The 22,665-nt window shown below is 35.0% G+C and carries 21 protein-coding genes and 1 pseudogene; 8 read left to right on the top strand and 14 right to left on the bottom strand.

Going from position 1 to position 22,665, the window contains the following annotated elements:
- Positions 1–105 precede the first annotated feature (105 nt).
- The 3 genes from aat to ABEG11_RS02120 all read right to left on the bottom strand — a co-directional run bounded on the left by aat (position 106) and on the right by ABEG11_RS02120 (position 2,143).
- Positions 106–741 carry a leucyl/phenylalanyl-tRNA--protein transferase gene (aat, locus tag ABEG11_RS02130; protein WP_348822556.1) on the bottom strand — a complete coding sequence of 212 codons (636 nt, stop codon included), beginning with the start codon at positions 739–741 and terminating at the stop codon, positions 106–108.
- A gap of 118 nt (positions 742–859) precedes the next feature.
- Positions 860–1,234, bottom strand: coding sequence for a DUF3127 domain-containing protein (locus ABEG11_RS02125; RefSeq protein ID WP_348822555.1), 375 nt, complete (start codon positions 1,232–1,234; stop codon positions 860–862).
- 21 nt (positions 1,235–1,255) lie between these two features.
- Positions 1,256–2,143 (bottom strand): flavin reductase family protein, encoded by an 888-nt coding sequence (locus tag ABEG11_RS02120; protein WP_348822554.1) that lies wholly within the window; start codon positions 2,141–2,143, stop codon positions 1,256–1,258.
- Between the two features lie 201 nt (positions 2,144–2,344).
- Between ABEG11_RS02120 and ABEG11_RS02115 the strand changes: the two genes are divergently transcribed.
- Positions 2,345–3,496: a sensor histidine kinase gene (locus ABEG11_RS02115; protein WP_348822553.1), complete on the top strand. Its 1,152-nt coding sequence runs from the start codon at positions 2,345–2,347 to the stop codon at positions 3,494–3,496.
- Between the two features lie 17 nt (positions 3,497–3,513).
- Here the strand turns inward: ABEG11_RS02115 and ABEG11_RS02110 are convergent, their stop codons facing one another.
- From ABEG11_RS02110 to greA, 3 genes are all read right to left on the bottom strand, one after another.
- A complete protein-coding gene (locus ABEG11_RS02110) occupies positions 3,514–4,680 on the bottom strand; it encodes a transglutaminase domain-containing protein (protein WP_348822552.1) in 1,167 nt (388 codons plus the stop codon).
- A gap of 82 nt (positions 4,681–4,762) precedes the next feature.
- On the bottom strand, positions 4,763–5,152 hold the full coding sequence (locus tag ABEG11_RS02105) for an HIT family protein (RefSeq protein WP_348822551.1): 390 nt from the start codon (positions 5,150–5,152) through the stop codon (positions 4,763–4,765).
- A gap of 74 nt (positions 5,153–5,226) precedes the next feature.
- Complete coding sequence (gene greA, locus ABEG11_RS02100; RefSeq protein WP_194643974.1) at positions 5,227–5,703, bottom strand: transcription elongation factor GreA; 477 nt, start codon at positions 5,701–5,703, stop codon at positions 5,227–5,229.
- Positions 5,704–5,870: 167 nt separating this feature from the next.
- Between greA and ABEG11_RS02095 the strand changes: the two genes are divergently transcribed.
- Positions 5,871–6,293, top strand: coding sequence for a hypothetical protein (locus ABEG11_RS02095; protein ID WP_348822550.1), 423 nt, complete (start codon positions 5,871–5,873; stop codon positions 6,291–6,293).
- Positions 6,294–6,402: 109 nt separating this feature from the next.
- On the opposite strand, the gene ABEG11_RS02090 is transcribed toward ABEG11_RS02095, so the two are convergent.
- The 6 genes from ABEG11_RS02090 to ABEG11_RS02065 form a co-directional block, all read right to left on the bottom strand.
- A complete protein-coding gene (locus tag ABEG11_RS02090; RefSeq protein ID WP_348822549.1) occupies positions 6,403–8,613 on the bottom strand; it encodes a TonB-dependent receptor in 2,211 nt (736 codons plus the stop codon).
- 234 nt (positions 8,614–8,847) lie between these two features.
- Entirely contained in the window at positions 8,848–9,249 is a 402-nt protein-coding gene (gene arfB, locus ABEG11_RS02085; protein WP_348822548.1) for an alternative ribosome rescue aminoacyl-tRNA hydrolase ArfB, read from the bottom strand.
- 2 nt (positions 9,250–9,251) lie between these two features.
- On the bottom strand, positions 9,252–11,378 hold the full coding sequence (locus ABEG11_RS02080) for a DUF4301 family protein (RefSeq protein ID WP_348822547.1): 2,127 nt from the start codon (positions 11,376–11,378) through the stop codon (positions 9,252–9,254).
- The gene (gene pnuC, locus ABEG11_RS02075) at positions 11,330–11,962 is read right to left on the bottom strand and encodes a nicotinamide riboside transporter PnuC (protein ID WP_348822546.1); all 633 of its coding nucleotides are present in this window, start codon (positions 11,960–11,962) and stop codon (positions 11,330–11,332) included. Before pnuC ends, ABEG11_RS02080 begins: the two co-directional genes overlap by 49 nt.
- A 6-nt stretch (positions 11,963–11,968) precedes the next feature.
- Positions 11,969–12,694: a phosphoglycerol geranylgeranyltransferase gene (locus ABEG11_RS02070; RefSeq protein WP_348822545.1), complete on the bottom strand. Its 726-nt coding sequence runs from the start codon at positions 12,692–12,694 to the stop codon at positions 11,969–11,971.
- A gap of 84 nt (positions 12,695–12,778) precedes the next feature.
- Positions 12,779–13,414, bottom strand: a complete 636-nt coding sequence (locus ABEG11_RS02065) for a 4'-phosphopantetheinyl transferase family protein (protein ID WP_348822544.1) — start codon at positions 13,412–13,414, stop codon at positions 12,779–12,781.
- Between the two features lie 235 nt (positions 13,415–13,649).
- Between ABEG11_RS02065 and ahcY the strand changes: the two genes are divergently transcribed.
- The 6 genes and pseudogenes from ahcY (at position 13,650) to ABEG11_RS02035 (ending at position 19,262) form a co-directional block, all read left to right on the top strand.
- On the top strand, positions 13,650–14,966 hold the full coding sequence (ahcY, locus tag ABEG11_RS02060) for an adenosylhomocysteinase (protein WP_348822543.1): 1,317 nt from the start codon (positions 13,650–13,652) through the stop codon (positions 14,964–14,966).
- A gap of 189 nt (positions 14,967–15,155) precedes the next feature.
- Entirely contained in the window at positions 15,156–15,617 is a 462-nt protein-coding gene (locus ABEG11_RS02055; RefSeq protein ID WP_348822542.1) for a hypothetical protein, read from the top strand.
- Between the two features lie 12 nt (positions 15,618–15,629).
- Positions 15,630–16,241 (top strand): annotated as a pseudogene (locus ABEG11_RS02050) (DUF2971 domain-containing protein); the annotation flags it as partial.
- A 55-nt stretch (positions 16,242–16,296) separates the two neighbouring features.
- Entirely contained in the window at positions 16,297–16,521 is a 225-nt protein-coding gene (locus ABEG11_RS02045) for a hypothetical protein (RefSeq protein WP_348822541.1), read from the top strand.
- Positions 16,503–16,784 carry a Txe/YoeB family addiction module toxin gene (locus ABEG11_RS02040; RefSeq protein WP_348822540.1) on the top strand — a complete coding sequence of 94 codons (282 nt, stop codon included), beginning with the start codon at positions 16,503–16,505 and terminating at the stop codon, positions 16,782–16,784. The genes ABEG11_RS02045 and ABEG11_RS02040 overlap by 19 nt, the downstream gene beginning before the upstream one ends.
- Positions 16,785–16,946: 162 nt before the next feature.
- On the top strand, positions 16,947–19,262 hold the full coding sequence (locus ABEG11_RS02035) for a patatin-like phospholipase family protein (protein WP_348822539.1): 2,316 nt from the start codon (positions 16,947–16,949) through the stop codon (positions 19,260–19,262).
- Between the two features lie 75 nt (positions 19,263–19,337).
- Here the strand turns inward: ABEG11_RS02035 and ABEG11_RS02030 are convergent, their stop codons facing one another.
- Both ABEG11_RS02030 and ABEG11_RS02025 read right to left on the bottom strand, forming a co-directional pair.
- On the bottom strand, positions 19,338–21,353 hold the full coding sequence (locus ABEG11_RS02030; protein WP_348822538.1) for a glycoside hydrolase family 97 protein: 2,016 nt from the start codon (positions 21,351–21,353) through the stop codon (positions 19,338–19,340).
- Positions 21,354–21,365: 12 nt separating this feature from the next.
- Positions 21,366–22,616: a glycoside hydrolase family 99 protein gene (locus ABEG11_RS02025; protein ID WP_348822537.1), complete on the bottom strand. Its 1,251-nt coding sequence runs from the start codon at positions 22,614–22,616 to the stop codon at positions 21,366–21,368.
- Positions 22,617–22,665 lie beyond the last annotated feature (49 nt).

Below are 22,665 nucleotides of genomic sequence, written 5' to 3'. Positions count from 1 at the left end.
AGTAAGAGTGATTCTCATCAAGATAAACTTTAATTTTCCCTCGCAAAGATGCCAAGACGCAAAGCCTGTAATCTATTTCTTCGCGTCTTAGCGCCTTTGCGAGATTTATTTATTCAGTATCTCCATAAAATCTTCCCGCTCAATTTCCCTGCAGCCCAAACTCTCGAGATGTTCATTGTAAACCTGGCAATCCAACAGACTGTAATTGTCTTTTTTAAGTTGATTTACCAAAGCGATAAACGCCACTTTGGACGCATTGGAAACCAGCGAAAACATACTTTCTCCACAGAAAACATGTCCCAAATCGATTCCGTACAATCCACCCACTAGCTGATTGTCTTGCCAGACTTCGACAGATTTTGCCAATCCTAATTCATTGAGTCTGCAATAGGCTTCGATCATTTCATTAGTAATCCAGGTTCCTGTCTGTCCATCGCGTTTTACTTGCTGGCAGTTGGAAATAACCTCCCTGAAATTCTGATTAAAAGTCACCTTGAAGATATTTCGATTGAGAACATTTCGCATGCTTTTGGAGACAATCAAATCATCCAGAAACAATACCATCCGGGGATTGGGCGACCACCAAATAATAGGCTCGCCTTCATTGAACCAAGGAAAAATCCCGCTTTGATAAGCCAACTGCAAACGCTCAGGAGACAAATCACCCCCAATGGCGAGAATCCCATCATGATTGGCGTGGGACACTGGCGGAAAAAATAAATCGGACGATAGGTAATACATTTCAATTTCAAAAATCAATGGCACTGGCAATTTCAAAAAATAAAAAAGAATTTAAAAAATAAGATTTATTGCTAAACTCATTTTCTAAATTCTTTATTCTGATCTCTTTGCTCTATTTTTAGAATGGCAAATCGTCTGCTTCTTCTTCGTTTAAGTTAACAGCTGGCGCAAAAGCTTGAGCGGCTGGCATTGGAGGTGCTTGCTGCGCTGGTGCTTCGGCAGCTAATCTTTCAATTCTCCAGCCTTGAATACTATTAAAATATCTTGTTTCTCCTTGTGGATTAACCCATTCTCTTCCTCTTAAATTAATAGAAACTTTTACGGCTTCCCCAATATTATAATTGCTTAGCAAATCGCACTTGTCTTGAGTAAATTCAATCAAAATATGCTGTGGATATTGCTCATCTGTAGTAACAACCAATTCTCTTTTTTTGAACGACGCACTAACTTGCTGTTCTGGATTTACAACTTTAATTTTTCCTATTACTTCCATCTTCTTTTTATTTAATTATTGTTACTTTGATTTTATTTTTTTGGCTAAAAGCACTTTCCAAGCTGCAACTACATCATTCCTTAAAAGATATTTTTTGGCTTCCAAGTGCTGTTTTTCAAGGTCATCAGAGCTTAAAACTGCTTTTATAGCAAAATTTTGCTTTACAAATATACTAACTTCTTCAGTAGCAGGCAAGGCTTCAATATTACCGAGCATTCCTAAATCATTTCCGTCAAAAACGGGGCTGTTTTTTACAAAATCGGGGATTGCATCTACTCCAACACCCAAGGTCGTGAGAGGTTTGGGCACTTCAAACAGTCCTTGATTGGAACGGGAATACCAATTAGCTCCCAATCGGGAAACCAGATCAATTTTATGCTGATCGATTGTTCCGTCCTCATTAAGAACCGTTTCGCTGATATGAATACGAAGCACCTCGCAAAGGACTAAGTTTCCTGCTCCGCCCTCCGAGCCTAAGGGAATTATCTGTGTCACTTTGCATTCAAACTGAACTGGCGATTCTTTTACCCGAAAAGGTTTTACTGCCTCAGATGGAACTGGGGTAAACCCCGCTTTTATAAACTCATCAACACCTTCGGCATATTCTGTACTAGCAAGAGAAGTCTGCTGTACCATGTCATAATTCACTACGTTGATTACAACTTCACCATTTGATTCGGCATTGATTAAAGTATGCTTAATTGTGTTGTCCCGGACACGTCTTGCCGGCGAAAAAATAAGTATTGGAGGATTAGCGCTAAATACATTGAAAAAACTGAAAGGCGATAAATTTGGAATTCCGCTTGCTCCAATTGTACTAGCAAAAGCAATAGGCCTTGGCCCTACAGAGCTTTGCAAATATCCTTGCAATTTTACAGTATCAATGCTTTTGGGGTCAATGCTTATCATAATTTTTTATTTAGACAAAAATAACAAAATAGCAACAGGATTATAGATTATTCTGTAATTAATGCTGAGACAATTGCCTTATCATATCAATTTTAAAAAAAATCATTACACAAATCAACATAAAAACTCTCAAAAAATCATTTTTGCCAACACAATCCCAGATGTAATATTTCGTTATATTTATACCACAAATTTACTTTTATGAATTTTTCTGAAAACAGAAATCCAATCCGCTGGATTATTATTTTTATTTCTTTTTTGATAATTACAATTATCCTGTGGAATACTTATACTTTTTTTCAAATTTTTAAACATGAGGAAAGAATAAAAATGAATCTTTGGGCAACTGCCGAAAAAACATTAATCAATGCCCAAGCCAATACCGAAGTCGATTTGCCTTTGCAGATTTTCAATAACAACACCACCATTCCAACAATACTGACCGAAAATAATGTTATAATCAATTCAGTTAATGTTGACGAAGATATTTTAAAAGATAAAGAAAAAGCTCTGGCATATCTTGAAAAACTGAAAAACGAAAATGAACCCATTCAGATTGTTTATGCTCCAGGAAAATTTCAGCAATTATATTATGGGGATTCCTCTCTGATAGGCAAACTAAAATATTATCCAATAGCTTTATGCTTAATTATTGTACTCTGTGGCATCCTGATTTATAACTTTTACCTTAATCACAAAGTAGCTACTCAAAATAAATTATGGGCAGGAATGGCCAAAGAAACAGCTCATCAGATAGGAACTCCGCTTTCCTCACTGATAGGCTGGCTGGAGATTCTGAAACTCGATAATATTGATGAATCTGTAACAACTGAAATTGAAAAAGACATTGAGCGTTTACAGACCATTACAGATCGTTTTTCGAAAATTGGCTCCGAACCAAAATTGGAGTTAAAAGATGTTGTCGAAGAAACCAAGCAATCTTACAATTACTTAATTTCCCGATTTTCTAACCAAATCGAATTTACATTCAAAGGTCCTGCAAAGCCTGTAAACATCATGCTTAATCCAACTTTGCATAGCTGGACCATCGAAAATCTGGTTAAAAATGCGATTGATGCCATGAAAGGAAGAGGAAAATTATCGCTGGTAATCGAGGAAGATAATAAACATATAAAAATAAACGTAACCGATACAGGCAGCGGTATTCCAAAAAAGGAGTTTCAGCTTATTTTTGAAACAGGTTTTACTACCAAAAAAAGAGGCTGGGGATTAGGACTGTCTTTAACCCGCAGAATTGTGGAAGAATATCACAAAGGCACCGTGAAAGTGCTCCACTCCGAAATAGGCAAAGGGACTACCATGCAAGTTGTATTTTTAAAAAACAACTCTTAAGATTCATTTTCGAATACCTAATTTAAAGGAACACCATGCCATGTTACTTTAGTGAACATTCCTTTTCGGGCTGATTTACTTTTACCCAAATAATCATTCACAAATTTTTCCTGTTCTTCTATCTTTTTTAAAATATCGATTATTGATTTTTTTAATGATTTTACATACACCAGATTATTATCATCAAACTTCCCAATTTTATAAATCCGATTTTGGCAATCTAAGATTTTTTGCTTCGGTGTTTCTATCATTTCCTTAATTGCTTCATCAGGCAAAAGCGGTTTGAATTTATTGTTTCTGTACATTATAAAATCATTAAACTGTGCTACCGCCTGATTATAATCTTCACTGATAACCTGCATTTTTGCCATTGCATCATTATTTTGCAGGGCTTCCACTTCACTCTTTTTAAATTGAACCATTTCCTGAATCAATTTGTTTTTGACGCCGTTATTCTGAATTCGGATTAAAGCAGTTCTTGCCTTATCAGCTTCTGACATTCGATCATATTCTTCAATTTGGTCTGCGAAATTAAATTTCGGCCTGGTCTTATTTATTTCAGTTTTTCCATCTATAAATTCCTGATTTGTCACGGTATAGTTCAGAAACTGCCATAAATAATCGAAGGGCATATGTGTTGTAATAAATTGGCTTGGAGCCACCTTATAATGGAGGTTATTTATTCTTTTAAAGAATTTCATATTCTGGACATAACCCGCGCCCCAAGTAGGATCAAAAAGCCACCATACATTGTCAATTTTTGCAGCACACCAAGCGTGCGAGAGTATGTCTACATTGCCGTTTTGTTTTGTATAACCTTGTATAATATAAGTTTTTATACCAGCTTTTCTGGCAATATCATTAAAGACTTCGGCATAATGAATACAAACACCTTTCTTTGTTAATAACGTGTTTTTAATTTTATCGGGAGGAATTTCCTTGAAGTCAACAGAGGCAATATTCTCAATATCATAACTGATATTGGATGCTGTCCAATAAAAAACGGCTCGGATTTTGTCCGTTTCCGATTTAAAATTTTCATTGATATAACCAGCAATTCCATCAGTAGATGTACTTAAATCTGCCGGAATTTTATCCATTTTGGCATCTATCAGAGCGTAAGGGCTTTTGGCTTGGCCTGAACAAATACATGTAAAGATTAAAAACAAAAATATACGTCTCATTGTCATTATTTTTTAAGCATAAAAAAACACAAACCTTTTAAAATTATACTTAAAAGATTTGTGTTTTCAGCTTTTATATTTATTACAAATTTGCTTGAATACTAATCGCTAAAGCCTCAAACTCTTCTTTTGTCATAGTTACTTTATGCCTGAAAGTCATCTCACCCATTTCATTTAATGGTATCAAATGAACATGTGCATGTGGTACCTCCAGACCTATAACAGCCATTCCTACTCGTAAACATGGTACAGTTTTCTCTAATGCAACTGCAACTTTTTTTGAAAAAGCCATCAAGCCAAGATAAAGTTCATCTTCAATATCAAAAAACTTGTCTATTTCCAGCTTCGGAATACAAAGTGTATGTCCTTTAGCATTTGGATTTACATCCAAAAAAGCCAAAAATTTTTCGTCCTCGGCAACTTTGTAGCAAGGTATTTCGCCGTTTACTATTTTAGTGAATATAGAACTCATCGTTTATTTCCTTAGTTATTATTTCTTCAATCAATTAAACAGATAAACAGTCAACCGGCTTAACGTTTAAAAAACTACTCTCTTGAAATTTCCAGAATTTCAAACTTCAAAACACCATTAGGTACGGTAATTTCGGCAACTTCGCCTACTTTTTTGCCAAGAAGCCCTCTCCCGATAGGAGATGTTACTGAAATTTTTCCGGTTTTCAAATCAGCTTCGCTTTCTGCTACCAATGTGTATTTCATTTCCATACCATTGGTTTGGTTTTTTATTTTTACATTAGATAGTACTAAAACCTTTGACAAATCTAGATTAGACTCGTCAATCAGTCTTGCATTGGCGTGAATTTCTTCCAATTTTGCGATTCTCATTTCAAGCATTCCTTGTGCTTCTTTAGCTGCATCATATTCTGCATTTTCAGACAAATCTCCTTTATCCCTTGCATCGGCTATATCTTGAGATGCCTTTGGACGCATCACACTTTTTAAATAATCTAATTCTTCTCTTAATTTTTTTAATCCTTCCGCTGTGTAATACGATATTGCGCTCATAATTTCATCATTTATATAAAATAGAAAAAATCCCATCAGGACGGGATTTCTTTCCACAAAGATAGTATATTTTTATTTTTAGATTACAATAATTTGTTAATCATAACAGATTCAAAGTTAAATAAATTAAATTTGTTTCACTAATTCTTTGGACTTAATTTTAAATAATGAAAAAATACATTCTATTACTTATTACATCTCTATTTTTCATCGGATGCAGTGACAATGAAAACTCCAATAAAAACCCTTATATCCCTAATTACACTTTCTCAGTAGACCTCAACCTGAATTTACCGCTTTATTTAAATCTTAAAAGCCCTGGCAATGGTATTTATTATTCGGACGCAGGCGTAAGAGGCATAATCGTTTTTAATACAGGTTCGGGTTACAACGCTTTTGATGCTGCCTGTCCTAATCAGGAGCTCAGCAGCTGTTCTACTATGACCCTCAAAGGAATTAATGCGCTTTGTGCGTGTGACAGCAAAGAATATAATCTATTTACAGGGCAGGGAACTACAGCCGTAACTTACCCAATGAAACAATACCGCGTCCAGGTAATAAACGAAACACAAATTCGTATTTATAACTAAAACTACTGGCGTGCCACCATAAAATAAAGGGAGCAAATCATCGCACTGGTGATTCGCTCCCTTTTAATGTTGGGCTTGAAAATTCCTGAAGATTATTAAATTTTCCTGTTTAAAACTTCAAAGTTAATCCTGCCAGGAAATTAGCCCCTGCCTGCGGAAAATAATAAACATAACCTCCTCCATAATCAGCTCCATTAGAAACATAATCAACATTAAATATATTATTAGCCAAAACATTAATTCCTATAGATTTGAAAACTGAATTCATTTTTATTTCATAAGAAGCATTTAAATCATTTACAAAATAATCTTTCAATTTACCGCTTTTATCATCAATATTATTAAGGTATTGTTCACTTACAAATTTAGACAGCCAGCTTATTCTTAATGCAGTTATTGGCACAAAAGTCAAAATATTTCCTGCAATAAAATCAGGAGAATAAGCAATATTAGTATTCCCTAAATCAACTAAACTTCCGCTGGCATCAGAAACAAAATCAACATTTTTATTACTGCTTAATGTAAAGTTTGGCGCGATAGACCACTTTTCTGCAAATTTAATAACCGCGTCAACTTCCAATCCTAATCTATAACTATCGCCACTGTTCTTGCGTATTGGCGAACCAACTTCATCCAGTTCTCCTGTCAAAACCAGCTGATCTTTATATTTCATATAATATACATTAGAATTAATCTGAATCCCTTTTGATTTCAATCTCCAGCCCAGTTCATAATCATTTAGCTTTTCAGGCTTTACACCAGTCCCTCCTTCATAATCCGTTCTGTTAGGTTCGCGATTTGCTCTGGCATATGAAAAATACAAAGCATTTTTTTCATTAACATTAAATGTAAGTCCAGCCTTTGGATTAAAGAAATTAAAATTATCATCAACCAAACCTGTTTCTGCAGCATTCGCTTTGTATCGCACATTACGATACTGTAAATCTCCATAAACACTTAAATTTTCCAGCAATTGATAATTGGCTTTTGCAAAAACATTCCCGTCAGTTTTGGTGGCAAAATCATCGTAATAATGATCTCCGAGTTCGCTTTTAGAAGCATATCTCGACCAGATTACTTTTCCAAAATGATCTCCTTCGTATTTATTCCATCCGCCGCCAAGAATCACATCTAGTTTATCTGCTGTATAATTTGCTGAAAAAGTAGTTCCATAAAAATCATTATCCAGCCATTTTTGACGAATTAAATCAGTACCTGGGACTAAATCTCCATCACTATTTTCAACCATTTTAGTAGGCTCAATTGCACCATATCCTTCTACTGGTTCATTATATTTATAATTTTCATAATAGCCTTTGCCTTTAGTGTAATGAAAAGCTAAATTTGTGCTCCAGTTATCGGATACTTTTTCGTTCCAATGCAATTGATAATGATCTTGCTGGTAGTTGTCAGTTTCGTTATCATAGTAACGAGTTTTTCCAAATTCATCAGTAAATTCTCCAGCAGAATTGTAGGTTCTGTCATCTGCCAATTTATCTGCATCAATTCCGTTCCATGACTGATACGTTTTTTCGGTACCGCCAAAAGTCAAAGCTTTAATTAAAGTAGTTTTCCCTACATAAGTTCCCTGCAGAAAATACGATTTCAAATCACTGCTGGCTCTGTCTACATAACCATCCGATTTTAAAGCCGATAAACGTCCTGCAATTTCAAAATGATCATTCATCAGACCAGTGCTGAATTTTACAGTATTTTTAAAAGCATTAAAACTTCCAAAAGAACTAGCAATCTCCCCCGAAGCTTTTTGCGAATACGAATCTGTCAGCATATTCAAACTCGCTCCAAAAGCACCAGCTCCGTTTGTAGAAGTTCCAACACCGCGCTGCAGCTGTAAACTCTGTACCGAAGAAGCAAAATCAGGCATATTTACCCAATAAGTCCCATGGCTTTCAGAATCATTATAAGGAATTCCGTTTATCGTTACATTGACACGAGTCGCATCACTGCCGCGAACACGAATCCCTGTATAACCTAAGCCATTACCAGCATCTGAAGTAGTTACCACAGAAGGCAGGTAATTCATTAACACCGGAATATCCTGACCAAGATTTCGCGCGGCCAATTCTTCCTTACTCATATTAGAAAAACTTACTGGTGTTTTTGTAGTAACCCTTAGTGCTGAAACCAGCACTTCATCCAATTGATTAACCTTTGTTGTGTCTTTTACTTGTGAAAAAGAGAAAAAAGAAAAAAGAGAAAAGAGAAAAGAAAAGGAGATTCTCGATACTCTAAAATTGAAATTACTTGAATTCTTTTGTAATTTACAATTCGTAATTTGTAATTGATTAAAATTATTCATCCGTAAATGATTTACGAATAAAAGGGGGAATTATTCTTTTGTTTAAATTAATAAATGGCTGTTCTACGGCAAATAGATAGTGTAAACGCTATTTTTCTGTCGTTTTTTCCCTTGGCAGCATTACCCGCCCAGGTTCTTTGGGTATGATCTCAGCTCGTTATTTAGAGCACCCCTTTGAGACAATGCAAAATTAATTATAAATTATGAGTTATGAATTATGAAATGGTGATAAATTTAAAAATCCGGTTTTCTTCGTGATTTCTTAATCTCAGAAATATTCTTTTTGTCTTTAATTCTTTTTCGTATGACAGATTTTGGAATTTTAGTAGGTTTTCGCTCTTTTGGAACATGCAGCCCTTTCTTTAAAATATCCAAAAAACGTTTAGTGACAATCTCCTTGTTTTTAAGCTGGCTTCGGTCTTCATCACAATTTAAAATCAGAATTAAATCTGAAGTCAGGCGATGCTGCAAATTTGTTTCCAAAACTAATTTTTCTTCTTCAGAAAGTGCCAATGAATTGCGCAAGTCAAAAGTAAGCACCACTTTAGACGAAACTTTATTAACGTTCTGTCCTCCAGCGCCACTGCTTCGGACTGCTTTATACTTCACTTCTGAAAGAATACCTTGAATTTCCATTTTTACAAAGGCTGATGCGCTGGTTTTAATAAATCATTCACAGTTTTTACAGGATTAAAAGTAAATAAGGGGATCTCAACAAAAACAGTCAGCCAATTAGCCATTGCCCCATTCCACAACCCTGGAAGCTCATAAGATTTTAAATCAACTCCTGCATGATTCTTGTGTACAATAAAACCGCTTTCGGGATCTACATACTCTTTTAAATCAATCTTTTTGCCTTGATAATTTTTTAAACCACAGACTAAATCCACTGGATTAAAATGTGTTGCATTTTCCAGCATTTTCAATTGTTCGCTATTCTTTAAATCAATTTGCGAAGTTTCTACAATTTGCAAAGTAAGCCTGCCATCATTTCCTCTTACCCAAAATGGTCCTCCACCAGGTTCCCCTTCGTTTTTAACCATTCCGCAGACACGGATAGGCCTATCGAGCAATTCCTTCAATTTGACAACTTGGTTTTTAAGTCTGAATTTATAAAAGTCATCATTCAATTCAATATTTAATCGTTCTTTGAGGAAAAACAAAATTTCATTTATTTTTTCAGATGTGATTTCATGTTCGTCCAATTCTTTCAAATATTCAAAAGTCTGACCCTGAAGCTCCAACAAAATGCCAGCAAGACTTTTTTTATAGAAGGAAATTTTATGAACATTATTTTGAATCACATTATCGATATTCTTTACAAAGACAATATCGGCATCTATTCCATTTAGATTTTCTATCAAAGCTCCATGTCCTCCAGGCCGAAAAACCAACATGCCTTTTTCATCACGAAACGGTTTGTTCTTTAAATCTACCGCAATAGTATCAGTTTCCTTTTTTTGAAAAGAATAACTAACATCTATATTTGAATTAGATTTTGCTTCAACTTTGTATTTGACTTCTTTAATAATTGCCTCAAACAGTTCTTTATGATTTTCAGAAACTGTTAAATGCAAATTAGATTGATTACAAGAAGTTGCATAAAAAGCACACTCATGCAAATGTTCCTCTACAGGAGCAGCAATTGAAGTAGCATATTTGTGAAAAGGCAAAACTCCTTTTGGTTTATTTGCGAAGTCAAAATGTTCCGGTGATAAAAGCGTTTTTATAAAGTAATAATTCTTGTAATCACGTGTTAATGAATTAAAATCTGGATAAATCTCATGAAGCTTTTTGTCTACTGCTTCAAAAAAAGGAAATTTTTCCATGCCTACAATAAAAAGCGATAATTCAATACATTTTTTTCTATTAATGTATGCGTTAATGGTTTCATTCCCTAAATCAAATTCGTTAAGAAAAGCATTTAAAAACTTAAACATTCTTGTAGCAGCACCTGACGCAGGAACAAATTTCAGCAATTTCAGGCTTGATTTATTGGCATCAAAAAAACTGGCTTTCTGTTCAAAGTCGTTATCTGATAATTTTAGTATTCCATGATTTAAAGTTGCTGGATTGACTAAAACAATTTTCTGAACACCTTCATTAAAAATATGGAGCTGTCTTTTTATATTTTCTAATGGAATGCCATGCTGGTGAATCTGTAAAAAATCAAACGAAGAAAATCCTAATTGCAAAGCCATAGCCAAATCTTCAATTATAGCAACTGCTTTTTTCAAACGCGTATCTTTGTCTCCAGAAATGGTTATAAAAGGTTTTTTATTGTCAATCAAAGATTGCTTAAAAACTTCAAAAACAGTTTCTCTTCCATCTGGGCTGTCTCTCAAACCATCATCTTCCCAAGGGACATCAATATCTGTCAGAAAAAACAAATCATATTGATGCGCACGCGCAGCCTTATCCAATAATGAATCACAGAAATTATAATACAGTTCAGAGAAAACCTTTGTTACTAACAGATTAGTATCGCAAAAAAGATATTTATTAGCAGCTAATGCACTGTCATTTTCCAGCTTAGTCTGTCCATAGGCAATGGGCAGCATATCATTGATATCGCAGATACCACGACCGCTATCGAGTTTTTCCTGTAAATAATCACGTGCAAACTCGGGAACCCATACCGTTTTATAATATTCGGCGAGCTGTGCTGCCAGAGTAGTTTTCCCGGTAGACTCTGGTCCAAAAATGGCAATTTTTATTATTGGTGAAGCTCCAGACTTTGCGAGCTGTTTAAGATTTTCTTCCATTCTAAATAACCGTATACGGCAATAATTGTAAATATTATATATTGAAAGCTGGTAAAGGTATATCCTTTTGCGAAATAAAGTGGTATAGAAAGTAAATCTCCTACAATCCAAAAAATCCAGTTTTCAATTTTTCTTTTGGCCATTAGCCACATTCCAACAAAAAACACAGCAGTCAGCAAGGTATCCAAGTACGAAAACCAGCTCGTAAATTTATTAAAATATAGATACACAACAACCACAAAAACAATAGTTAACACAAAAATAAGCATAGCCATTACTTTCTCTTTGCCTGTCATCTGCGATACGGGAAACTCAACAACATTGTCTTTTTTACGAGTCCAATGGTACCAGCCATAAATACTCATTATAAAATAATAAACGTTTATCATAGAATCCCCCAACAGACTCCATTGCCAAAGCAAGTAAGCATATATAGAGGTGCTGATTAAACCTGTAGGAAAGACTAAAATGTTATCTTTCTTGGCATACCACACACTGCACAGCCCAAAAAAAACTGCAATGAGTTCTAAATATACTTCGTGAACTGGGTAGCCATTATATTGTGCAAATAAGTAATCGAACATAATAGCCTATTTTTTTACTGTATTAAAGAATTCGGCATTATTTTCAAAAGCTGTGCCAATAACAACCAAATCAGCTCCAGCTGCATACGCATTTTGAATACCTTGTAAATCTATGATTCCGCCGCCAACAATAAGTGGAATTTCAATATTTTGAGCCACTCTTTCAATCATTTCCAAAGGAACAGCTTGCTTGGCACCGCTTCCTGCTTCTAAATAAATTAACTTATTACCCAGCATTTCGCCAGCTTGTGCTGTAGCAAGAGCTAAATCGAGATTGGTTCTATCCATTGGTTTTGTTTTACTGATCCGTTCTACGGCTGTTTCTCCCCCGCTTTCTATAAGCATATATCCTGTTGAAATAATTTCCAGCTGCGTCTTCCTAATAATAGGAGCCGCGTCAACTTGATGATCAATCAGATAATCCGGATTTCGTCCTGATATTAAGGATAAAAATAAAATTGCATCGGCTTTATCCGAAATCTGAGATGGATTTCCTGGAAAAAGAACAATAGGCAGATCTATTTTTTGTTTTAAAGCAATAACCAGATCATCCAGAATATTATTCTGAACATGGCTTCCGCCAATAAAAATATGTGTGGCTGGCGACTGATTTATTTTTTCAATTAAATACCCTAAATCGTCCCAATGAATTTTGTCAGGATCAAGAAGAATGGCTAATAATTTTTGCTTTTCTAGTTTGGATTGCAGAATTCGGCTATAGATTGATATCATAAATTATTTCACAGGGATGCACTTAGTAAACGCAAAGATGCATAAAAAAATTTTCTTCCAAAAATTCAAAATTTCAGACCCTGACTATTTTTCGAAAGCATACACCAAAGTAAAGTCTTCAATTTCCAGATAATTAACTTCGAACATCAGCCTTAAATTATCAAAAAGAAGACACGCCTGTGTCTGATTTTCGGTTAAAGAAAAAGGTTCCACCTGAATGTGATCTTTGAAACTGATGCCTTTTTCATTACGGATTTTGAAAATAGCTTCTTTGGCTCCCCATTTCACTGTCAATTTTTTAATATATTCTTGATTATCAAAATTTTGCAAACGCTTCAATTCTTTTTCGCTTACAAATTTATCTGCGATACGGATAATTTTTTCGCGCTGTAATTCCATATCGATTCCTACGGTTTTATCGCTTATAATTATTGAAGCAAAATTGTGGGAATGCGTAATTGAAATATAACGCTGACCATCCAGATACGGTTTCCCAAATTCGTCATAATGCAGATCAAAATCATTCATTCCAATTTGCAGCAGCAGCATACGGACGCTCAAAAAAGCACGCTGATGCATTTCGGATTTCATTCCGTTTAACCTTTTTTGGGTTTTGGGCTTTAAAGTTACCTGCGAACGCAATTCGTCAAAAGATTCGGTTACTTTCCAAATCAGGATTTGTGTTGCCGGGCTTACGCTTATGGTTTTATAAAGTGGCATAAAGATTTTAGATTTCTGACTTTAGATTTTAGATTTCTGATATGGATTACAAATAAATTTCAGAATTCCATATTACCTGGCTTTTCTTAAATCAAAAATCCTAAATCGTTAATCTGCAATCTAAAATACTTTCGATTAGGAACTTAAACAATTCATAAATATTCTCGAATGCTTTTTAAATAATAAGTTATTATGTAAATTTGCAAAAATTTTTACATATACAAATATACTATAAATGAGTACAACGACTACGCCTTATGTGGCTTTCAAAGTAAAAGACATTTCTCTAGCGGCTTGGGGAAGAAAAGAAATTGAATTGGCTGAGGCTGAAATGCCAGGTTTAATGGCGCTTCGTGCTGAATATAAAGATGAGCAGCCTCTTAAAGGTGCTCGTATCGCTGGATGTCTGCACATGACAATCCAGACTGCAGTTTTGATCGAAACTTTGATTGCTCTTGGAGCTGAAGTTACCTGGTCTTCCTGCAACATTTTCTCCACTCAGGATCAGGCTGCTGCTGCTATTGCTGCTGCCGGAATTTCAGTTTACGCATGGAAAGGCCTGAATGAAGAAGAATTTGACTGGTGTATTGAGCAGACTTTATTTTTTGGCGAAGACAGAAAACCATTGAATATGATTCTTGATGACGGTGGAGATTTGACTAACATGGTTATTGACCGTTACCCAGAATTGGTTGCTGGAATCAAAGGTCTTTCTGAAGAAACTACTACTGGTGTTCACAGATTGTACGAAAGAGTAAAAGCGGGAACATTGCCAATGCCTGCAATCAACATTAACGACTCGGTTACCAAATCTAAATTTGATAATAAATATGGATGTAAAGAATCTGCAGTTGATGCTATTCGTCGTGCAACTGACTTAATGCTTGCTGGAAAAAGAGTAATTGTTTGCGGATACGGTGACGTTGGAAAAGGAACTGCAGCTTCTTTCAGAGGTGCCGGTTCTATCGTAACAGTTACTGAAATTGACCCAATTTGTGCTTTACAGGCTGCAATGGACGGTTACGAAGTTAAAAAATTAGACACTGTAATTGCTAATGCTGACATTATCATTACAACTACAGGAAATAAAGATATCGTTGTGGGAAGCCACTTCGAAAAAATGAAAGACAAAACTGTTGTTTGTAACATCGGACATTTTGATAACGAAATTGATATGGCTTGGTTAAACAAAAACCACGGTGCTTCAAAAATCGAAATCAAACCTCAGGTTGACAAATACAACATCGACGGAAAAGATATCATCATCTTGGCTGAAGGTCGTTTGGTAAACCTTGGCTGTGCTACAGGTCATCCAAGTTTTGTAATGAGTAATTCATTTACGAACCAGACTTTGGCTCAGATTGAATTATGGAACAACAGCGCAGCTTACAAAAACGAAGTTTATATGCTGCCAAAACATTTGGATGAGAAAGTTGCCGCCTTGCACTTAGCTAAATTAGGAGTTGAATTGGAAGTTTTACGTGACGACCAAGCAGCTTATATCGGTGTTGAAGTTAAAGGTCCATTCAAACCAGAATATTATAGATACTAAAAGATTTTAGATTGCTGATTGGCGATTTATGATTTCATATTTAGAACCCTTACAGTGATGTGAGGGTTTTTTATTGGGGCGTGATCTTACGTAAAAAACTTTAAGATGAGGCTTATTCGCTATATCTTTTGTTTAGCTATATTTGGAAGAATTAAACACCTTAATCAAAAAGATTAAATTATCATATCTATGAGCATAATTTCGTCAACTTCATTTTTTAGATTTAGAACTTATAGTCCAATATCTCTCAAAGAACTCCAATATGGTGAAATTTTCTTTGTAGATAAAGATCAACTCAATGATCCTTATGATACTAAAAATTCGTCTTTTTTCAAAGGTGATTTTGAAAGGTATAAAAACCTAACAAAACGTCTAATAAGTCAAAGTTTCGGTTTTTTAAATTTAAGCGATTTAAATGTTGATTTAATAGCAAGATTTTTAGCTTCCGAAGATTTGTTTTATGACCAGTTAATAGAAAAAATAGATTCAAAATATTTTAAAGACATCGTATTAGATACATTTCGTGTTCCTGAATCGATTGCTATTTCTGAAAGTTTTATAAAAAAATTAAAGTATTTCATTATTAGTTGCGCTGGAGGATATTGCTATCTTGCTTCATTTTCCAAAGAATGTGATGATCCTATTATGTGATCCCATTATGCATATTATCACACAGGATTTTGCTTAATTTTTGATTTTGAAAATAATAAAATTCAAAGTAATAATCTGCTAAAAAAACATCTAGAAAGTGATTATGAATTAAAAGAAGTGAAATATAAAAATAAATGCATCAAAACTAACGGCTTCTATACAATGCCAAGTTTATTAGGCGAAACAATAACAGAAGAAAAAAGATTAAAACATTGGAAAGAAAAATACAATTCATTTCTTATAAAGTATAAAAGCTGGAAATACGAAAAGGAATATAGAATTATTCAATATGATTGGTGGACAGATTCAGATCTACAAAAAAGACTCATTGGAAACAGAACTTTTTATTACGATCAAAAACAATTAACGGGAATAATTTTTGGTTCCAAAATGAAACCTGAAAACAAAAAAGAACTAGAACATTGTATTATATCAGTCAGGGAGAAACTATTAAAAACAGAATCTTATTTACCTCTATTTATTTTTCACGAATCCAATGAAAAAAAGACAGCAGAATATATGATGGACATTGTTCCATTATATGGTTTTGATATGTTCAACAGGTATTTTGAAATTAGCGAATTAGAAGCTAAAAAAACTGAATTAAAAAAAATTAAAAATTAAGCACTTATTAAAGGCTAAAATATTTTATACCTTTGTATTATAATTACTTATAAAAATGACTACACTTACTGTAAACATAAAAGACATTTCTCAAATTACAATCATCAAAAAAATTTTGAAGGCTTTTGATGTAGAAGTAATTGAGCAAAACAATGAAATTACAAATCCCGAAATTATTGATAGACTTGAAAAACACCACGAAAATTTTCAAGATTCTGCCTACAGAGAAAAAAACTACACCAAAGTAGATACCAAAAATATATGGGCAGATATTCAATAGAAATAAGCAAAGAAGCACTTGCTGATTTATCTAAAATTAAAAAGTCTGGCAAGAAAACAGACATTTCAAAAATCGAAAAAATATTTTTAGAACTAGAAATACACCCAACAACTGGAATTGGCAAACCTGAAAAACTAAAATATAAAGAAGACAATATCTGGTCTAGACAAATTAACAAAAAGGACCGATTAATATATGAGATTATTGACCATGAAATAGTGGTAATTATCATTTCCGCTTTAGGACACTATAACGACAAATAACTTATACAGAAACCCTCACATTGGCGTGAGGGCTTTGTTTTTTTTACACTTTATAACTTCTTAACATTTTCAAGAAAAAAATTGTCCGTTTCCAAATAACTAACTAATTTTAAAATCACAAAAACAAACCACTATTGCTCAACCTATTCAAAACTGACAGCCTTGAAAAAATCCCTCACTCTCTCCTTTTTATTTGTTTTTATTATTAGCCAAATCCTTTTCTCTCAAGAAAAGAAACCCAAAGTTGTACTGGTATTAAGTGGTGGCGGTGCCAAAGGAGTTGCACACATTCCGCTTTTGCAAAAACTGGATTCTTTGCACATTGTTCCAGATCTTATCGTCGGGAATAGTATGGGCAGCATTATAGGCGGATTATATGCAATGGGCTATTCGGGGGACAGCATCGAAAAAATCACCAAAAGCATCGATTGGGACAAAGTACTGGGCGGTGGTCTTGCCCTAAACGATGTAAGCAACGAAGAAAAAAGTGAGTATCAGCGATATTTGGCAGGTATTGGAATCAAGGACGGAAAACCCAACAGCGTAAGTTCGATATTGAATGACCAAAATTTAAGAGAATATCTTTCAGAATTAACCTTTCCTGTTTACAATGTTAAGGATTTTGACAGCCTCCCTATTCCGTTTAGAGCTATGGCTACCGATCTTGTTGAAGGAAAAGAGGTTATTTTAAGCAAAGGAAGTTTGGCTTTTGCAATGCGATCCAGCATGTCATTGCCTGCTGTTTTCAAACCAATGAATTATGAAAAAACCGTTCTGGTTGATGGCGGAGTGATGAATAATTTCCCAACAGATATTGCAAAGCAGCTGGGTGCCGACATTATAATTGGAAGCGATGTTGGCGGTGGTATGGAACCTATAGAAAAACTGGATAGTTTTACGACGGTATTGATGCAAACCAGTATGTTTCCCAGCAATATTAAAAATCCAGCTAACCGTGCGCTCTGTGACATCTTGGTAGATCATTTGCCTAACTTGCGTTTCTCTACGGCTGATTTTGCCGAAAGCGACGAAATTTACAAGGATGGGAAAATTGCTACAGCTCAAAATTTACCTGCTTTGACTGCTTTGGCTGCAAAATTAAAAAGTTATCCGCAACGCACCCATGAAATTCCAAAAATGGCTAATGAGTTTATCCTTGACTCCATTGTCTACAAAAACATAAGCAAGGAAAACATTCCTCTGGTAGCAGCCAGGACAAATCTAAAAACCAATACAAAATACACCACGAGAGATTTAATAAAAGGACTCAATAGAGCCATGGGAACGAATCTTTTTAGTCAAATCACATATAGTTATTTCATAACAGATAAAAATAAATTAGGTATTGAATTAAATGGTTTTGAACAAGCCAAAAATCAAGTCAATGCCTCTTTACATTATGACACTTACAGAGGAGTTGGATTAATCCTGAATTATACCGCCCGAAATGTGCTTGCTACATCTTCCCGTTTACTTGTTACAGCTGATATTGCAGAACAGCCAAAAGCGAGAATTGATTTTCAGAAAAATTTTGGAAAAAACAAAGACTGGTGGTGGGGATCAGAGCTTTATGGCGCCTTTTTAAGACAGGAAATCTTTATAGATGGTGAGTCGGCAGACAATATGCTTTATAATGCATTTGAATTCAATAATGAAATAAACAGGAATTTAAGCTCTCTGAAAAGCTACATCGGTTTTGGTTTAAATTACCACTATACTAATTTAAAACCCAAATACGACACTGACTACAACCCAAATGTTTTTAACATCCGCCACTACAATTTTGACGATTCAGAAATAAATCTGCATTATTCCTATAATGATATGGACAAGGTTTTCTTTGCCACAAATGGAACTATTTTAAAAGCCAATATAAGCCGTTCCCTGTTTACAAACGCCGACATCTCATTTTCTGATCCAAACTTGAGCAATGTTTCTGGTTCAACTAATGGTTATACAAAGTTTGGATTCAGTTTTGAAAAAAGAGCAGTCCTGAAAAGAAAAATTACAGGAATGATTGGATTTGATTCGTATTTTATTTTTCAAGATAAACTCAAGGACAGTCAAGCCTCTTTTTCGGATTATGGCTATGCAGCCAAATATTTTTTAGGAGGCATCATACCAAGTTCCGGCAGTAACCGTTTTTCTTTTCCTGGCCTTAATGAAGACGAGCTGAACGTTACTCAATTCATAGGAGCCAGACTTGGTGCACAAATGAATGTAAAAGGAAAACTATATGTAACTCCGCATTTTAATATCGCATCGGTAGGTTTTGATAATTTTAATGATTACATCGGCAAAGTATTTTCTCCAAAAGGAAATTGGGATCAAAATATAGAGACAAGCCTGTTATTGTCTGGAGGAGCAGCCATTTCGTATCAATCCATTTTGGGACCTATTCATTTTGACACTTCATGGATAAACAATATCGACAAAACAAGACTGTTTTTTAGTATTGGGTTCACATTTAATCCGTAGTAAAAACACATTCAATATAAAATACAAAACCCGCTTCTTTCGAGGCGGGTTTTGTTACTATAAAGGTATGCATAATTACTCTTGCAGCGTAAACTTTATAGCAGTACCGCCACCAGAAGCTAAATTTAAATCTAATACCGTTTTACTATCGACAATTTTAGATTCAATAGTTACTGGATAAGGATTCGTTTTATAATCTGCTCCTGGACCATCAGCATATATTTCGGCCTGATACTTTTTCCCTTCTTCTAAAAAAGATAAAGAAACTGATAATTTTCGGGCATCTCTATTGGTGATAGAACCCAGATACCAATTTTTCCCCTCCCAATCCTTGCGGACTATAGTGGTGTATTCTCCAATTTTGGTATCCAGCACTTTAGTTTCAGACCAGATACACGGCACTTCCTTAACAAATTTAAATTCTGGTTTCCCTTCATAATTCTCAGGGAGATCAGCGGCCATTTGCAAAGGGCTGAATAAAATAACATATAAAGCCAATTGATTTGCTAATGTGGATTGTACTTTAGCATTATTTGGTGTTTTATAATCAAAATTAAAAATACCCGGAGTATAATCCATTGCGCCTGAAAGCATTCTTGTGAATGGTAAAATAGTAGTATGCTCTGGAGAGTTACCGCCATCTGCAGACCATGCGTTGTACTCCTGCCCTCTTCCGCCTTCGGCTGACATAAGATTTGGATATGTTCTCTGCAGACCTGTTCCTTTTACAGGTTCATGATTATCAATCATAATATGGTATTTTGCTGCAGTTTCAACTACTTTTCGGTAATGCCGAACACCATATTGGCTGTCGTGCCATTCTTTTTTGTCCAGATATTTATTTACGTAACCCGTTTTTACAGTATTCATTCCTAACTTATTATAAAGCTTAAAGGCATCATCCAATTCGCTTTCATAATGCTGAGAGGCACCGGCAGTTTCATTATGTCCTATTAACCGAACTTTCTTCTGCGCAGCATAATTGGTTATTTCATCCAAATCAAAATCTGGATATGGTTTTGTAAAACTAAAAGCATTGCCATCGGCAGTCCAGTCTCCGTCCCAGCCTACATTCCAGCCTTCGACTAAAACACCATCTAAATTATTTTTGGCAGCAAAATCAATATATTCTTTAGTGATTTTAGTGGTCGCTCCATGTTTTGGACCTTGTCCCCAAGTGTATTTTTCGAGATGCATTCCCCACCAGATACCAATGTATTTTGAAGTTTCAATCCAGGACACATCAGTAATTTTTGAAGGTTCATTCAGATTCAGCATTAAAGTTGACGTTACCAGATCTCCTGGGTTTTCACCCACAATAATAGTTCTCCAAGGCGTCACAAATGGTGTCTGCGCATATACTTTGACTCCATCAGCCCACGGCACAAGATCACTTTTGTATTGATTGCCTTTTAATTTTAATAATGTCATCGAGGCAAAATCAGTAAGATTGGCTTCGTGAATTGCTACAAACAGTTTGTCTTTGGTCTCAAACGTGGCTGGAGTATTAATAGTATCTGTTTTACTCATAAGTGTTTTTTTATACTCACTTTCGTAATAACTATTATCTCTATGAACTGGAATTGACCATACATCGTTATCAAAAGGGAATGAAAACTGCGTAATTTCATTCGAAATTTTTACCTTATCCAAATGAGGCTGTTTTGGAAAAGAATATCTAAATCCTAAGCCGTCATCAAAAACCCTAAAGATAATATCTACTAATCTTTGCTCGCCTTTTGACTCTTTCAAGTGAATGATTAGTTCATTATGATGATCCCTGACTTTTTTAAATTCGCCCCAAGGCTGTTCCCAGGACGTATCTACTTTGTTTTCATCCACTTTTATTACTTCAAATCCTTCGGTCATTTTTTGAATTCCTTCAAATTCAAAACCTAGCAATGAAGGCTCTATGACCGATTTCCCATTAGCGGAAAAACTATATTGAGGCTGTCCTGTCTTTGTCAAATAAAACTGCAATTCATTCTTTTTACTTGGGGAGGTAATCGAATATGTTTTTTTTGCATTACAAGACAATGACAATGCAAACACAAAGCCAATCAGGTAAAATCTATATATTGTTTTTTTCATTATTTATAACTTTTATTTTATCTCGCTTAATAATTGTTTGGCTTTATCGGGCTGCATGGGCACAAAATAGCCAAATACTTTATCCAGTTTTTGCTGCGCATCTGTATTGCCTTTCTTTTCTTTTCTCAAATTATAAAGCTTGCTAATTTCAGAAAACGAACTGCTGGTGTTTTTTACTCCGGCAAAAGCTTTAATTTTTTCGACATACGAATACCCGAATTCTTTGGTTGGTTCAATCATGGTTCCTTCTCCAAAATCATTCCATGTAATTAATTGAAGATAATTAACCTTGGCAGATTTCGCCATTGCTAATGTCTCGTCCAAAGTTGCGCCATTGTTATGATCAATAGTCCAGCCTATGGCATCTCCCGCTCCACCCTCTTTATAAAAATCATGAAATCCGGGATAAGCGCCACCCATGCCAACTGAAAGTTTAGGAAGTGTATTAGTGTAAAAATTACTTAAATAGGTATTGTCTTTGTATACCCATGCGTATTCTCCAGACGCATTAGCTCCCGCTTTGGAGGAGTGATCCCATAAGGTTAAAAATACTGGCTTTGTACTCAGGCCGCTAAAAGCATTTGTCCATTCATCTGCAGTGGTTAAAACAATTGGTCCAAAATTCATTAATAATGGCTTACTGTTGATTTTTATATAATTAGAATCTCCAAAGTAATGGCTCTGCATATAACTTAAATCTGTTTTTGCAGCACTGGTAACTGTCGGCGCTAAACCTGCGTCTACAATATTTTTTAGAAACCGGTCTTCATACACGATGGCGTACTCTAAACCTGCATCATCGAGCATGGCAATAAGCTGTTCGGTATTTTCTTTGACCATTTTATAATCATTAAGATCATAAGTGCCGTACCAATCAATTAAAACTCCGTCAATTCCTGCATATTTCATCATTAACAAATGATTTTCGATCACCTCTTTATCTCCCGAATGATACGGACCAATAAGCGGATAATAGTACGATGCAATTTCTCTGCGTCCATTGGCATCTGCATTATTCGGATTTTTGTTTGCCATAGTCCAATGATAGCCCCATTTGTGGTCGGCACTGCTTTCATTGGTTTCAAACCAAGCCATATAATGCATGTAGATTTTGGTACTGTTTGTTTTTTCGATGGGAACAGGCTTAAAAGTCTCGGTAACCGGAGGTGCAGTAGTATCTGATTTTTTATCATCGCTGCTGCAGCCTGATGCAACTGCAAAATTGATTATGGTTATGCAGAACAAGGTGATGTATCTATTCATTGATTCAAATTATTTATTGGTAAAAAAATCAGCCTCCCACGACTAACCA

Origin of the sequence: Flavobacterium aestuarii (assembly GCF_040049115.1) — a bacterium.
Classification (GTDB): domain Bacteria; phylum Bacteroidota; class Bacteroidia; order Flavobacteriales; family Flavobacteriaceae; genus Flavobacterium; species Flavobacterium aestuarii.
This window is presented reverse-complemented; position numbering and strand designations above follow the sequence as displayed.

Coding starts and splice junctions, on each gene's coding strand:
- ABEG11_RS02105 (WP_348822551.1), bottom strand. CDS start 5,152: ATGAGTTCTATATTCACTAAAATAGTAAACGGCGAAATACCTTGCTAC.
- ABEG11_RS02115 (WP_348822553.1), top strand. CDS start 2,345: ATGAATTTTTCTGAAAACAGAAATCCAATCCGCTGGATTATTATTTTT.
- pnuC (WP_348822546.1), bottom strand. CDS start 11,962: ATGTTCGATTACTTATTTGCACAATATAATGGCTACCCAGTTCACGAA.
- ABEG11_RS02125 (WP_348822555.1), bottom strand. CDS start 1,234: ATGGAAGTAATAGGAAAAATTAAAGTTGTAAATCCAGAACAGCAAGTT.
- ABEG11_RS02030 (WP_348822538.1), bottom strand. CDS start 21,353: ATGAAAAAAACAATATATAGATTTTACCTGATTGGCTTTGTGTTTGCA.
- ABEG11_RS02120 (WP_348822554.1), bottom strand. CDS start 2,143: ATGATAAGCATTGACCCCAAAAGCATTGATACTGTAAAATTGCAAGGA.
- arfB (WP_348822548.1), bottom strand. CDS start 9,249: ATGGAAATTCAAGGTATTCTTTCAGAAGTGAAGTATAAAGCAGTCCGA.
- ABEG11_RS02045 (WP_348822541.1), top strand. CDS start 16,297: ATGACTACACTTACTGTAAACATAAAAGACATTTCTCAAATTACAATC.
- ABEG11_RS02055 (WP_348822542.1), top strand. CDS start 15,156: ATGAGCATAATTTCGTCAACTTCATTTTTTAGATTTAGAACTTATAGT.
- ahcY (WP_348822543.1), top strand. CDS start 13,650: ATGAGTACAACGACTACGCCTTATGTGGCTTTCAAAGTAAAAGACATT.
- ABEG11_RS02070 (WP_348822545.1), bottom strand. CDS start 12,694: ATGATATCAATCTATAGCCGAATTCTGCAATCCAAACTAGAAAAGCAA.
- ABEG11_RS02040 (WP_348822540.1), top strand. CDS start 16,503: ATGGGCAGATATTCAATAGAAATAAGCAAAGAAGCACTTGCTGATTTA.
- ABEG11_RS02090 (WP_348822549.1), bottom strand. CDS start 8,613: ATGAATAATTTTAATCAATTACAAATTACGAATTGTAAATTACAAAAG.
- greA (WP_194643974.1), bottom strand. CDS start 5,703: ATGAGCGCAATATCGTATTACACAGCGGAAGGATTAAAAAAATTAAGA.
- ABEG11_RS02095 (WP_348822550.1), top strand. CDS start 5,871: ATGAAAAAATACATTCTATTACTTATTACATCTCTATTTTTCATCGGA.
- ABEG11_RS02065 (WP_348822544.1), bottom strand. CDS start 13,414: ATGCCACTTTATAAAACCATAAGCGTAAGCCCGGCAACACAAATCCTG.
- ABEG11_RS02025 (WP_348822537.1), bottom strand. CDS start 22,616: ATGAATAGATACATCACCTTGTTCTGCATAACCATAATCAATTTTGCA.
- ABEG11_RS02110 (WP_348822552.1), bottom strand. CDS start 4,680: ATGAGACGTATATTTTTGTTTTTAATCTTTACATGTATTTGTTCAGGC.
- aat (WP_348822556.1), bottom strand. CDS start 741: ATGTATTACCTATCGTCCGATTTATTTTTTCCGCCAGTGTCCCACGCC.
- ABEG11_RS02080 (WP_348822547.1), bottom strand. CDS start 11,378: ATGGAAGAAAATCTTAAACAGCTCGCAAAGTCTGGAGCTTCACCAATA.